Consider the following 12,785-nt stretch of genomic DNA (forward strand, 5'->3'; position numbering starts at 1 on the left):
AGTGGGCAGCACGCGCCACAGAGGGGCGTCGGGATGTTTGCTGTCCGTATAGATTGGCCTGCTTTTCTGGATTTTGAAATTTAGGAACCTTTACTTTCTAAGTTCCTTTGTTTCGGGCGCTATGTAAAACATCTTCGTGAGCGCAGGAACTGCGGCCGCCTCAGGAACAACTAGCCACTGCCTCGGCTTGGGATCAGAAATTGGAACGGTGCCTGGTGGGAAGCGCGAGTCATTACCATCGGTTATGAATGCAAGGAAATACTTTCCTTGATCAGAAACCGTGAACTCTCCCGGTACGTTTCCTAACCCGTTTATCGAGTTACCTTTTTCTGTATTGATCGAGTAAGTTCCTGGCGACACATACAACTTTGTGTAAGCGCCATCTTTGAGGTCAATGACTTTCACGCCATTCAAATAGGTAACTGGCGACAATGGTGTTCCTGGGTCGGCATGTGGCCTCATGACATACAGTGTTGCGAGTCCGACAGGCGCGTCAGAAGACACGCTGAAGTTAACTACGCGGACATCAACAATTCCAGTTGCCATTCCGATAGCACGCAGCTTTCTTGCATGCCCTGGCAGCGTGACATACGCTCCATTGATCACGTAGGTTTGATCAGGATTCACTCCACTCAACAGTTCATTCCTGGTTCGGCCAACAGCATCAAAAGGTGTATGGATAACAACGAATTTCGCTGCAGAGGGTATGGGAACAGAAATGAGTGCAACCCCGCAACGGAAAAGAGAGACGCAGGAATCGGGCGGTACCGTCGGTGATTTCTCCGTATAGGTTGAAGTCGCTATTTTTTCGTTGTCAAGAAACGTAACTGCCGGATGAAAATATGGTGCCCATGATCCGTCTTTTGTATACACGTTGCCGGCTTGTCCCAAAGCGTTTACGACAAGCGTGCTGCCGGGATTCAATTTTGCAGGCAACTCAAAAGTGCGAAATCTGCTCCGTCCCAGGGGAAATTGAAAGACAGGGTCACTTGGACCAAAGTTAATCTGGGTCCCTTCGACTGCCAATTTAGCCACTGGCATATCCGCGTATGCCTTACAACACACACTCGACATAGCTAGTCCTTCTTTTTGCGAGTCGACGCTTGCACACCCGGAAATCACAAATACCCAAAAAACAAAAAGCACGCGAATGAAAGTCATAGCCTCCCCTTAAAAATCGCTTCTATTCTAAGGAGCACTATAGGCGAACTTGAATGGCCACGTCCGCTGCACAGCGGCCGGTCACGTTACTTACGAACCCGGGCCCAGACCCGTTATGCCGCGCCAGCGGCATGACAAGCAATATTCAAATGCTCGCGTACTCCATGAATCTTTTCCTATGGCGCACCACGATAGCGAGTCTGAGCCGGCGCTGGCAAGTCCGGGAAGAGCCCATCGTGTTGGCCGTGAGGCGCAGCGGTTACCACAGTCCTTCCCACTTCACCTTGATAAATGGATAACGGATGTTCTGCCACAACGGTGGGGGCATCTACGCTGCAGTTTCCACAAACCAGAGCTTGGCCCGGTACCAATGAAAGCGCTTCAAAACCCCTTCAAGCCACGATCCAAACCGGAGAGCCTGTCGGGCAGTCTGGCCGAATCGCTGGGTCTGGACGAGTTGTCGGTGCGCGGCGCCGCCACCAGCAGCGCCGACGGAACCACCAGCGGCGCCACCGTCACGCTGGGCAAGCGCGTCTCGCGCAACTTCTACGTCGCCTACGAACGCAGCCTGGCCGGAGCCCTGGGCACCTTCTACATTTTCTACGACCTGTCGCGCCGTTTCACCCTGCGCGCCCAGACCGGCGAACAAAGCGCCGTCGACCTGATTTTCACGCTGCGTTACGACTGAGCTGGCCGACGCCGGGCCTTACAATGCGACCCACCGCCGCCGTAGTTCAATGGATAGAACGAGCGCCTCCTAAGCGCTAGATATGGGTTCGATTCCCGTCGGGGGCGCCAGCCGGATGCCGTGGCGTCAGAATCATCGGCCAGAGAGGAGACCAGCGGCCGGTAGATCCTGAAGTATTCCGTAATTATCGATCTAACAATCCGTAATTTACGACCACTAAATCCATAATTCACGGTACCATGGTCACCATGAATTTCTCAACTCTTTACCCACGACTCATTGAAGCGCGCATCGCGGAAGCGATGGCTGACACCCCGGTGGTTCTTGTCGCCGGACCGCGGCAGGCAGGCAAGACGACTTTGGTGCGCCAGATGGCACAGGGGGAATTGCGTTACTTCACGCTTGACGACGAGTTGACCTTGCTCGCAGCCAAAGCAGATCCGGTAGGGATGATCCGTGGCCTGGACCGAGCCGTCATCGATGAGATCCAGCGTGCCCCACAGCTACTTATGGCGATCAAGAAAAGTGTCGATGAAGATCGGCGTCCTGGTCGTTTCCTGCTCACCGGCTCGGCCAATTTGATGGCCTTGCCGACCGTGGCCGACTCACTCGCCGGGCGCATAGAGGTACTTCTATTGCTTCCGTTGTCGCAAAGTGAGATGCGCGGGAATACGGCCAATTGGCTTGACGCTGCCTTCGCAGGAGACCTGCTCAAGGTGCCCGCCACGGTCGTGGGCGATGAAATGGTCGACGTTGTAATGCGCGGCGGTTACCCTGAGGCGGTCGCGCGCCCATCCGCGCGCAGGCGCACGGCCTGGGCCAGGCAATACCTCGATGCCATCCTGCAGCGCGACGTCCGTGATGTGGCCAACATCGATAAACTTGACCAATTGCCGCGTTTCCTGCGCGGCTTGGCACAGATGTCGGGCCAGATGTGCAACTTCACCCAATTAGGTGGGCAGGTAGGCTTGGACAGCAAAACCGCAGCCCGATATTGCGGCGTGTTCGAACAAATGTACTTGCTCAAACGGGTTGAGGTCTGGGCCAGCAACCGGCTCAGCCGTGTGGTCAAGACCCCCAAACTTCAATTCATCGATTCCGGCTTGTTGGCCACCCTGATCGACCTGACGCCGGCTCAAGTGAGTCAGGACCGCACCCGGTTTGGCAATCTACTGGAGACTTTTGTTTATGGGGAACTGCTCAAACACAGCAGCACGGCCGAAGGAGACTATCGACTGCTTTACTACCGCGATCTCGATAAGTTTGAAGTTGATATCGTCGTCGAGAATGCTGCCGGCCAATTGATCGGGGTCGAGGTGAAGGCGTCCGCCACGGTCAGCGAGCGCGATCTGCGGGGTCTGAAGAAGTTGGCCGGCGTCGTCGGCGAAAAGTTCAAACTGGGCGTGATTTTGTACGATGGCACGCAAACCCTGCCGCTGGGAGACGGCCTATGGGCTGCGCCGCTGTCCAGCTTATGGGGGCAGTAGTTCACAGGCGTGCGCCCCGGCGGCCAACCCAAGTGGTCCAGGGAGGTCGATCAGGGTAAATCCCGACACCGGCAAATTGCATTACAACCATAATGTAAATTCAAAAACAGATGGACCGATGGTCATGAACCTGCACCAAGCCAAAAGCGAACTCACCCGGGAGCGCCTGCTCAGCTCCGCACTGTGGGTGATGGAAGAAAAAGGAGCGGGTCAGATCTCCATTCAGGAAGTGGCCAGGGCCGCCGGCATGACCACGGGCGCGGTGCAACACCACTTTCCGTCCAAGGCGGCGCTGATGATGCAAGTGCTCAGCCGCCTGATCGAATCCCTTGAGAGCAGCAGCGACTTCTGGCCCTCGCCGCGCTGGGGCTTGCGGCGCCGGGCCGATCATTTCGTGCGCCAAGCTTGGCAGCAGCTCTACAGCCAGCCGCGCTTTGCCACCGCCTGGTCGGCCTATCTGGCGGCGCGTGACGATGCCGCGATGACCGCGCACATTGTCGAACAACGCTCACTGCTTCAGCAACAGATGCGGCAAAAGTTCTTCGCCGTGTTCCCCGAATTGGCGCGCGGCCGGCAGGCCGAGGCGCGTTTTGCGTTGATTCTTTCGTCCCTGCGCGGCCTCGGCCTGGTCAACCCGTTCGCCCCCGCGTCCGTGATCGAGCCGCAGTTGCAGGTTCTGTCCCTAGTCATTCAGACCTGGTCCGCCCCTTCCCAGGAAACCCCATGAAAACTGCACTGCGCTTGTTCCGCTTCGCCTGCCTGGCCGCCTTGGCCGGGAGCGCCTTGAGCACCACGGCCCAGGCCCAGACACCGCTGCAAGTGATCGCCCAGCAACCGCCCGGGAGCGGCTCCGACGCGATGACCCGCGCCTGGGCCGAATGCGCATCGCGCCAGATCAACCAGTCGTTGGTGGTGCTGAACAAACCCGGCGCCAACGGCATCCTGGCCATCAACTACCTCAAGGCTCAGCCGGCCGATGGCCTGAACCTGATGTCGATCGGCATGTCGCAAATGAGCATCACGCCCTTTGTGCACAAGCAGATGCCGTACGACCCGATCAAGGACTTTGACGGCGTGGCGCTGATTGGCACATCGCCGCTGGTGCTGGCGGTGCCGGCCGGGATGGGGATTCAGAATCTGGCCGATCTGGGAAAAGTGGCCCGCTCGCAAGCGGGTGGCATCAATTTTGGCTCGCCCGGCAAGGGCAGCCCGGCCCACCTGTTGACCACGGCACTGGCTGAGGCCATGAACTGGCCAGCCACGCATGTGCCTTTTGTGGGCGAGGGGGCCGGCCTGACGGCCCTCATGGGTCGGCAGATTCAGGCCATGACGCTGGTGATCGGCACCGCCGCGACGCAGGTCAAGGCCGGCAAGCTGGTGCCGTTGGCGGTGTTCGCGAGCGAGCGTTCCAGCCTCATGCCGGAGGTGCCCACCATCAGCGAAGCCGGTGGCCCCAAAATCCTGGCGCGTCCGGCATGGATCGCCATCGTCGCCAAGAAGGGCACGCCACCGGAGCTACTGGCCAAACTGAACGAGGCCACCAACAACTGCCGCAACGACAGCGCCTACGCGGCCCGCATGAATACCATGAACGTGACGCTGACCGCCAGCAAACCCGCTGACGTGGTGGCCTGGGCGGCGCGTGACATCGCGGTTTGGAAACCGCTGATCGACAAGCTGGGCCTGGCGATTGAATAAGCCGTTGGCCGGCGCGCCCCGCCTGCAACTGCCTTGCGGCTGGATCGAGGGCACGCAGGAAGCCGGGCTGCACATCTTCAAGGGCCTTCCTTACGCCGCCGCGCCGACCGGAGCACTGCGCTGGCAAGCGCCTCAGGCCGCGCCCGCCTGGACCGGCACGCGCGTCTGCGACCGCTTCGGTCCGCTGGCGGTGCAGGCAGGCCTTGCGGGCAGCCACGCGCACAGCGGCGACTTCGATTGCCTGAGCCTGAACGTTTGGTGCCCGGCCGAAGCGGAACGCCCCTGGCCGGTCATGGTCTGGGTGCCGGGCGGAGGCTTTCTGCGCGGGGGTGCCGCCGACCCCTTGTACGACGGCAGCGCCATGGCGCGCCAAGGCATCGTCTTTGTGTCCATCAACTACCGCATCGGCGTTGACGGCTTCATGCATTTTGACGATGCCCAGCCGAACCGCGGCCTGCAAGACCAGTTGGCCGCGCTGCGTTGGGTGCAGGACCACATCGAGCTGTTTGGCGGCGACCCCCAGCGCGTGACGGTGGCGGGGGTGTCGGCCGGCTCCGGCGCCATCAGCCACCTCATGGGCATGCCGGCCAGCGCCGGCCTGTTCCAGCGCGTGGTCCTGCAAAGCCCCAGTCTGCAAACCCATGACCTGGAAGATGCCCAGCGCATCCGCCATGCACTGGCCGGCGTGCTGGGCGTGGCGCCCACCCGGGCCGCCTTGGCGGACGTGCCACTGGGTCCCTTGACGCAGGCGTTGTTCTCTTTTGTCGGCAACGAAAGCCTGAAGCAGCAATGGGGCCTGCGGCCACGCAACTACTTTCCAGTGCGCCCGGTGATCGACGGGCGCATCGTGCAAGCCGCGCCACTGGCGGCGATCCAGAAACGTCTGGACCAAGGCACTGCGCGCTGGCCGGTCCTGCTGGGCTGCAATGCGCAAGAGATGCGCTTTTACCTGGTGCCCGGCGGCCAGATCGAGCGCATCGACGAGGCGAGTCTGAAACGCTTTGTGCAGGACATCGACGGGGCCGAAGCGCTGCTGGCAAAGTATGCCGCCCAGGCCCCCGAGGCCAGCGCCGGCGAGCTGCTTTGCCAGATCCAGTCGGATTACTACTACCGGCAACCCGCCAACGCCCTGGCACAAGCCCTGCGCCAGGGCGGCTGCGAAACGCTGCAATATGAATTTGCCTGGCACTCACCGCTACTCCAGGGTCGCATGGGCGCGGCGCACGCCATGGAAATCCCTTTTGTACTGGGCAACAGCGCTTCGGCGCGCGCCCAGGAATTCATCGGCGCCCAAGCCCCTGCGGCGCTGGCACAGGAGATGCACAGCTGTTGGTCGCGCTTTGTTCGGGGAGAACCCCTGCCCGAGTGGACCCGCCACGGGCAGTTGCCGAGGATCTTTGAATAAGCCCTGGGGCGCCGGCGCGGGCCGGGCTCAGTCGTCCATCTGCTGCAACAAGTACAGGCGCTGATAAATGCCTTGATCGATCGCCATCAGTTGGTCGTGCGTGCCTTGCTCATGGATGCGGCCATGGTTGAGCACCACAATGCAATCGGCGCCGCGGATGGTGGAGAGCCGGTGGGCGATGGCGATCACGGTCACCCGTCCATGCAATTCCGACAAGGCGGCCTGCACGATCTGTTCGGTCTGCGAGTCGATGTGCGCGGTGGCTTCGTCCAGGAACAGAATGCGCGGGTTGCCGGCCAGGGCACGGGCGATGGCAATCAGCTGCTTTTGACCGACCGACAGGCGGGCGCCACCCTCGCCCAGCAAGGTTTCGTAGCCCTGCTCCAGTTGCGTGATGAAGTCATGGCAGTGGGCAGCACGAGCGGCCGTCTGCACCGCCTCCAGAGACAGGCCCCGACCCATATCAATGTTTTCGCGCACGCTGGTGGCCAGCAGGAACGGATCTTGCGGCACCAGGCCCACATCGGCGCGGAATTGCTCATCGCTGAAATTGGCCAAGGGGATTCCATCGAGCCGGATGCTGCCCGATTGGGCTTGATAGAAGCGCAGCAACAGGCTCAGCAAGGTCGACTTGCCACTGCCGGTGTGGCCCACCAAACCGTAAAAACCCCCGGCCGGGATCTCCAGCCTGAGGTCATGCAAGACCACGGTGGACGGGTCGTAGCCGAAGCGAAGTTGCCCGATGCTGCCGGCACCCTGCGCGATGCGCTGCGGGCCCTTCATCGCCGCGGGGCGCTGCTCCTGCAGCAGCGCGTCGACCCGCGCCGCCGCCACCACGGCTTGCTGCAACTGGCCGAACTGCAGCGTGATCTGGATCAGTGGGTCGACCACCCGACCGATATAGCTGACAAAGGCGTAAAGAACGCCGATCTCCAGCGCGCCGAGGGCGCGCTGGCCAAAACTGTAGATCACCAGCGCCAGCAACAAGACGTTGATCAGGTCCAGCATCGGGCGCAGCAGCCAGGCATTGACGCGCATCTCGTCGGTCCGGGCGCCCAGGTGCTGCTGGTTGGTGCGCTCGAACTTGTTTCGAAAACGTTGTTGCGCATTGCTGGCCTGCAATACCGCCATGCCGGCTATCGACTCCGACATCTGGGCATTGATGTCACTGCGCTTTTGCCGGGCCCTGGCCACCGCCGGCGCGCTCCAGCGCTGGTAGAACCAGACGATCACCACGACCGCCGGAATCAGTGTCAGCACGATCAGCATCAGGCGCCAGTCGAGCCAGGCCATGGCCCCCAGGGCGCCCAGCACCACAATGCTGCTGTCGAGCATGACGAACAGCACCTGCACGTAGAGGTTCTTGACCTGCTCCGTGTCATTGGTGACGCGGCTGACCAATTGACCGGTAATGGCCTTGTCGAAGAAAGCCATCGGCAGGCGCAGCACATGGCCGTACACCTCTTCGCGCAAGCGCCGCACCGAGCGCATCGCCACGCCGGCCAGGCGGGTCAGTTGGGCGTAGCGGATGACGCTGGCAACCGCACCGGCCAGCAGGATGCCGCCCAGCAGCAATGCAATGTCCAGCGAAACAAAACGCCGCGGCAACAGGTATTGGTCGATGAAGTACTTGCCCAGCAAAGGGCCCATGGCTTCCAGCAGCGCCGCGGCGATCAGCCAGCAGCAGCCCTTGACCACATGATGGCGCTCCGACCGCGCCGCGTGCAGCAGCAGTGCAATGGCCCGGCGCGTGTTGCGCGGCGGGGTGGCGGCTTCAGGCTGCATCGAGGCTGGCCTCCAGTTGCTGGTAACGCCACTGCGCCGCATACCAGCCGCCTTGTTCAAGCAGGCTGGCATGATCGCCTTGCTCGGCGATCCGTCCGGCCTTGAGCACCAGGATGTGATCGGCATCCATCACCGCGCTGAGCCGGTGGCTGACGATGATGGCGCTGCTGCCCCGCTTGGCCAGCCGCAGTTGTTGCAGGTGCGCCAGGATATCGGTCTCGGTCTGGGTGTCCACGGCCGACAGCGCGTCATCGAGCAGCAGCAGCGCCGCATCGGTCAGCAGGGCACGTGCGATCGCCACGCGCTGGCGTTGCCCGCCCGACAGCGACACGCCTTTCTCGCCGACCGGCGTGTCGTAGCCCTGCGGCATGCGCGCAATGTCGTCGTGGATGCAGGCCAGACGCGCGGCGCACTCGATCTCGGCGCGGCTGGCCTCGGGCTTGGCCAGCGCAATGTTTTCGGCAATCGAAGCCGAGAACAGAAACGGCTCCTGCGGCACCCAACTGATGGCCTGGTGCAAGGCGTCGAGCCGGTAATCCGTGAGGCCATGACCGCTCCAGCTGATGTGGCCGTCCTGCACCGCATACTGGCGCAGAATCAGGCGCAGCACGCTGGACTTGCCGGCACCGGTAGGGCCTACCAGGCCCAGCGTCTGCCCCGCCGCCAAAGAGAAATCAATGCCCGACAGGGCCAGTGCCTGGTGTCCCGGGTACGAGAAAGAAACTTGCTCGAACGCCAAGGCGCCCGCTGACACGCTGGTTTGCGTGCCGCCATCTTCAATCGACAAGGGCGCGTCCAGCGTCGGCTGCAGGCGGCTCCAGGCGGCGCGTCCGCGCTCCATCAAGGCCAGCACCCAGCCGGCGGCAAACATGGGCCAGATCAATTGGCCCAGGTACATGCTGAAGGCGGTCAGCGCGCCGATAGTCAGCTCGCCTTGCCACACCAGATAGCCACCCAAGCCCAGCGTGAGAACGGTGGCGCTCACCAGCGTGATGCCCACCGCAGGCTCAAAGGCCGCCTCCCAGCGCTGCGCCCGCAGGCTGGCACTGGCGGCGTGTTCGGCCAACTCGGCAAAGCGGTGGGCGCTGCGCGTCTCCAGCCCCAGCGCGCGCAAGGTGCGCACGCCGGTGAGCGTCTCCTGCACGTGATCGTTGAGCTTGCCAAAACATTCCAGCGAGTCCTTGGAGGCCTGGTGAATATGGCTGGAAATACGCCAGAAGGCGAAAGCCATCAAGGGGAAAGGCAGCAGCGCGGCGCCGGCCAGTCGCCAGTCGATGCCCAGCGTCATCATGGCCACCACCATGATGAGGGTCAGCGTGCCGTCAAATCCCGCCAACATCGCTTCGCCGGAGGCCATTTCCACCGAATCGATATCGTTGGTGGCCAGCGCCATCAAGTCACCGGTGCGCTTTTGCTGGTAGAAGTGCGGACCCTGCAGGCACAGGCGCGCGTACAGCCGCTCTCTAAGCTGCGCGCCGAGCCGGTAGCTGGCGGCAAACAGTTGCAGGCGCCAGGCCACCCGCAGGAAATAGATCAGCACACCGGCCAGCAACAGCCAGCTCAACTGGCCCAGCAGCGCGCCGCGCTCCAGGCGCCCGGCCGCCAGGCCATCCACCACATGGCCCACCTGGCGCGGAATGAAGACCGTCAACGCCGCCACCGCCGCCAGCATCAGGGCCGACAACAGATAAGGGCGCCAGTTCTGACGCACGTAGCGTGCTATCAGGCCGGCGAAGCTGGCGCCAGTGGCAGCGTGAAGGTTTGGGTGAGTTGTGCGAGGCATCTTTTCTTTTTTAAGGACCCTGACTCGATCCATGCGCTTGCATCCCCGGCAAGGCTGATCGATCTCCGTCAGGTCATCCTGCGGTGAATTCTATTGGTGAAAACGGTTGTTCGAGATGCGCTCCCCATCTTTTGAGGTCAGCCTGATTGACGCATAGAATCGATCTCGCTGAAATCAAGGCGACGAGCCGTTCTCCGGAAAAATCGATGACAAGGGGAGGAAAACATGAATCCGGTTTCCACCATCAATGAGTCACAGCGCAAAGCCGCTAGAGTCGCGGGATTCACTTTCCTATCCGGGATCGCAATCGTGGTCCTTGCGAACTATGGCATCAGCTTTCGCCTCAGCGTCCCAGGCAGCGCTGTGGATACCGCCCGGAACATCATGGTGCACGAGACACTTTTCCGTCTCAACATTGCCTGCAACCTGATCTACCTTGTGAATATCGTAGTACTGCTCACGGCGCTCTATGTGATCCTCAAACCGGTCAATCAGAACCTCGCCTTGGTTGCGACATTCTGCAGGTTGGTTGTTGCCTTGATGTGGAGTGTCACCGCTCTCAACATGCTTGAGGCTCTGCGGCTCTTGGGTGACGCGGCTTACCTGCCAGTCTTCAAGGTAGATCAATTGCAGGCCTTGGCGAGGCTGCAACTCTCCTCAAGCTATGACGCGTACTACGTTGGTCTCCCGTTCTGGGGATTGGCCTCCACGGTTTGCAGCTACCTGTGGTTCAAATCAAGGTACATCCCGAGAGCGTTGGCTGCCTTCGGTGTGATCTCGTCTGCATGGTGCGTGTTCTGTGCTTTCGCTTTCATCGTTTTCCCCCACTTCAACGCGACGGTTAACGCGTCATGGTTCGATATGCCCTTGGTTCTCTTCGAAATGGCCTTGGGACTTTGGCTTCTGGTGAAAGGCTTAAGTCCATCCGGGCTGGTCGGCGCCGCCCTCCGCTGAACCCGGACCCCTCCTGCATTGTCTTGCGCTCGCGAGAAAGGCAACACGATATGAAAAAGGCATTTCCAGCCTCTGAGGCTGTCAACAAGACGTTGGCAAGCATGTTGGCCTTTGCGCAAGAGACGCATGGGTTAACAGGTCGAGCCGGACGCCGCGCAAACGTGCCGCCGCGTAGCTTCGACGGTATCGGACATGAAACCCGGTGGTAGTTGACTTGCTGCATACCTCGCGCCGTTGCGTCGCAAAAGGAGCGTACGCGTGGGAAACGTGAAATCGATTGAGAGCGCTGTGGAATCGCTTCCCCCTGTGGAGCTAGCCGAATTCCGGCGGTGGTTCGCCGAGTTCGATGGCAACGCGTGGGATAGGCAAATCGAGCAGGATGCGGCCTCTGGCAAGCTCGACCCGTTGGCGACAGAGGCGCTTGCCGACTATTGTGCAGGTTCGGCGAGGCAACTTTGAGGTTGATGCACACCGCATCAAAGCAGTTTTGGCAATGCCTTGATGCCCTCTGAAATTCAAACCGTAGCGTACCGAAATTTCGCACAACTCAAGGCCGACCAAAATCATCCTGCGGTGAATTCTGTTGGCGAAACCGGTCGTGCGAAACGCGCTCCTCATCTCTTGAGGTGAGCCTGGTTGACGCATAGAATCGTCCAAAATGATGTGCGGGATTGGTCGGGATTCCCATACCTGTATGAACCTTCAACAATGTCGCTGAAAGCAAGGCGGCAAGCCGTTCTCCGGAGGAATCAATGTCCAGTTTATCGAGCAGCTCCCAGTATCACGAGCAGGTTTTGGTCTGGACGTTACGTTGACCTTTTCTGCCATGACCGACGCAAGCGAAGACGCTCAAGATAAGCTCGCCTCCGTCCTAGGCGATGCAATGGCATTCGTTACCAACGAAGTAATTGTCCTCGCACGTCTCGAAGAGTTCTTCTCACCGAAGCCTGCGCAACTCGCAGACTCCGAAGAGTCTCGGAAGGCGTTACAGGAGCGCGTCGACAAACTATCGGAAACGTTGGGTGGCCCTCCAAGGCTCATCATTCATTGCACGAATGAACCCAAGCCCCATTACGATACTTACGCCGATGCCGCACTTGATGAGGCACTTACTTTGTTCCATCGGGCGCGTGTTTCAGTTACCCGAGCGCATATGTTCCTTGTCGGCTCAGGAATGCATGAACGAATGCCAGATGCACTCAATCCTCCGCCGGACAAAGAGTTTCGAGAACTGCTGCTGAAGCGTGTCAACGCGGCTTTCTGGGAACATGCCGAGACTTCTTTCATTCGCCTCGCCTCATACTGGGATCGAATTGGGCAACTACTGGACTTCGTGTTTTTCGGCATCCGCCAGTATGAACGTGACGGCTTTCCCGCTGTCATGGATCGAATTCAAAACAACTGGTCAGCCGTCGATCCCATTTTGCGGGGAATGGACGCATGGAAGGCGCTCAGGAGCTTTCAGACATCGGAGCAGATATGCGGACTGAAATGGCTCTTGCGTCGGCGAAACTTGCTGATCCACAGCATGCGCCTCAGACCCATCGAGCCTAATGACGAAGATCCGTTGTTTGACTCTGCCTTTAATCACTTAGATTCTGCCCTTCGAAAGAAGCTGGCTCCGGGTTCGATGCAGGAGGAATTGAACAACATACATGAGCACTTGGCGAATGCTGCTGCCCAGCTACCGAACGTCTTGTCGGTCCTCGAACATGCTGCTGAAATTGCCTTTCGCCCGTATCCAAAAAAGGTCCAGCCATTCATTCCACCGGGCGCGGCGCGATAAAGCCGCGCAGCACCCCTGAGCTTGAACGTTCGGCGTCT

10 protein-coding genes and 1 tRNA gene are annotated in these 12,785 nt (G+C 60.3%); 8 read left to right on the forward strand and 3 right to left on the reverse strand.

Features of this window, described 5'->3' with window-relative positions:
- Positions 1-90 precede the first annotated feature (90 nt).
- The gene (locus tag PHS32_RS00745; RefSeq protein ID WP_301076835.1) at positions 91-1,161 is read right to left on the reverse strand and encodes a hypothetical protein; all 1,071 of its coding nucleotides are present in this window, start codon (positions 1,159-1,161) and stop codon (positions 91-93) included.
- A 370-nt stretch (positions 1,162-1,531) separates the two neighbouring features.
- Here PHS32_RS00745 and PHS32_RS00750 point away from each other — a divergent pair, with 370 nt between their 5' ends.
- The 6 genes from PHS32_RS00750 to PHS32_RS00775 all read left to right on the forward strand — a co-directional run bounded on the left by PHS32_RS00750 (position 1,532) and on the right by PHS32_RS00775 (position 6,439).
- On the forward strand, positions 1,532-1,849 hold the full coding sequence (locus PHS32_RS00750) for a translocation/assembly module TamB domain-containing protein (RefSeq protein ID WP_301076836.1): 318 nt from the start codon (positions 1,532-1,534) through the stop codon (positions 1,847-1,849).
- Between the two features lie 35 nt (positions 1,850-1,884).
- A tRNA-Arg gene (locus PHS32_RS00755) sits at positions 1,885-1,959 on the forward strand.
- A gap of 138 nt (positions 1,960-2,097) precedes the next feature.
- On the forward strand, positions 2,098-3,336 hold the full coding sequence (locus PHS32_RS00760) for an ATP-binding protein (RefSeq protein WP_301076837.1): 1,239 nt from the start codon (positions 2,098-2,100) through the stop codon (positions 3,334-3,336).
- Positions 3,337-3,460: 124 nt separating this feature from the next.
- Positions 3,461-4,063 carry a TetR/AcrR family transcriptional regulator gene (locus tag PHS32_RS00765; protein WP_301076838.1) on the forward strand — a complete coding sequence of 201 codons (603 nt, stop codon included), beginning with the start codon at positions 3,461-3,463 and terminating at the stop codon, positions 4,061-4,063.
- Positions 4,060-5,034: a tripartite tricarboxylate transporter substrate binding protein gene (locus tag PHS32_RS00770; RefSeq protein ID WP_301076839.1), complete on the forward strand. Its 975-nt coding sequence runs from the start codon at positions 4,060-4,062 to the stop codon at positions 5,032-5,034. Before PHS32_RS00765 ends, PHS32_RS00770 begins: the two co-directional genes overlap by 4 nt.
- Entirely contained in the window at positions 5,027-6,439 is a 1,413-nt protein-coding gene (locus PHS32_RS00775; protein WP_301076840.1) for a carboxylesterase family protein, read from the forward strand. Before PHS32_RS00770 ends, PHS32_RS00775 begins: the two co-directional genes overlap by 8 nt.
- Before the next feature lie 27 nt (positions 6,440-6,466).
- Here PHS32_RS00775 and PHS32_RS00780 read toward each other — a convergent pair whose 3' ends face one another.
- Complete coding sequence (locus PHS32_RS00780) at positions 6,467-8,224, reverse strand: ABC transporter transmembrane domain-containing protein (protein WP_301076841.1); 1,758 nt, start codon at positions 8,222-8,224, stop codon at positions 6,467-6,469.
- Positions 8,214-10,007: an ABC transporter transmembrane domain-containing protein gene (locus tag PHS32_RS00785; protein ID WP_301076842.1), complete on the reverse strand. Its 1,794-nt coding sequence runs from the start codon at positions 10,005-10,007 to the stop codon at positions 8,214-8,216. Before PHS32_RS00785 ends, PHS32_RS00780 begins: the two co-directional genes overlap by 11 nt.
- Positions 10,008-10,232: 225 nt before the next feature.
- On the opposite strand from PHS32_RS00785, the gene PHS32_RS00790 reads away from it, so the two are divergent.
- Positions 10,233-10,961 (forward strand): DUF4386 domain-containing protein, encoded by a 729-nt coding sequence (locus PHS32_RS00790; protein ID WP_301076843.1) that lies wholly within the window; start codon positions 10,233-10,235, stop codon positions 10,959-10,961.
- Positions 10,962-11,772: 811 nt separating this feature from the next.
- Positions 11,773-12,747, forward strand: coding sequence for a hypothetical protein (locus PHS32_RS00795; RefSeq protein ID WP_301076844.1), 975 nt, complete (start codon positions 11,773-11,775; stop codon positions 12,745-12,747).
- Positions 12,748-12,785: the final 38 nt, after the last annotated feature.

It is taken from the genome of Rhodoferax sp. (assembly GCF_028714215.1).
In the GTDB taxonomy this organism is placed as follows: domain Bacteria; phylum Pseudomonadota; class Gammaproteobacteria; order Burkholderiales; family Burkholderiaceae_C; genus Rhodoferax.

Coding starts and splice junctions, on each gene's coding strand:
- PHS32_RS00765 (WP_301076838.1), top strand. CDS start 3,461: ATGAACCTGCACCAAGCCAAAAGCGAACTCACCCGGGAGCGCCTGCTC.
- PHS32_RS00785 (WP_301076842.1), bottom strand. CDS start 10,007: ATGCCTCGCACAACTCACCCAAACCTTCACGCTGCCACTGGCGCCAGC.
- PHS32_RS00760 (WP_301076837.1), top strand. CDS start 2,098: ATGAATTTCTCAACTCTTTACCCACGACTCATTGAAGCGCGCATCGCG.
- PHS32_RS00780 (WP_301076841.1), bottom strand. CDS start 8,224: ATGCAGCCTGAAGCCGCCACCCCGCCGCGCAACACGCGCCGGGCCATT.
- PHS32_RS00790 (WP_301076843.1), top strand. CDS start 10,233: ATGAATCCGGTTTCCACCATCAATGAGTCACAGCGCAAAGCCGCTAGA.
- PHS32_RS00750 (WP_301076836.1), top strand. CDS start 1,532: ATGAAAGCGCTTCAAAACCCCTTCAAGCCACGATCCAAACCGGAGAGC.
- PHS32_RS00745 (WP_301076835.1), bottom strand. CDS start 1,161: ATGACTTTCATTCGCGTGCTTTTTGTTTTTTGGGTATTTGTGATTTCC.
- PHS32_RS00770 (WP_301076839.1), top strand. CDS start 4,060: ATGAAAACTGCACTGCGCTTGTTCCGCTTCGCCTGCCTGGCCGCCTTG.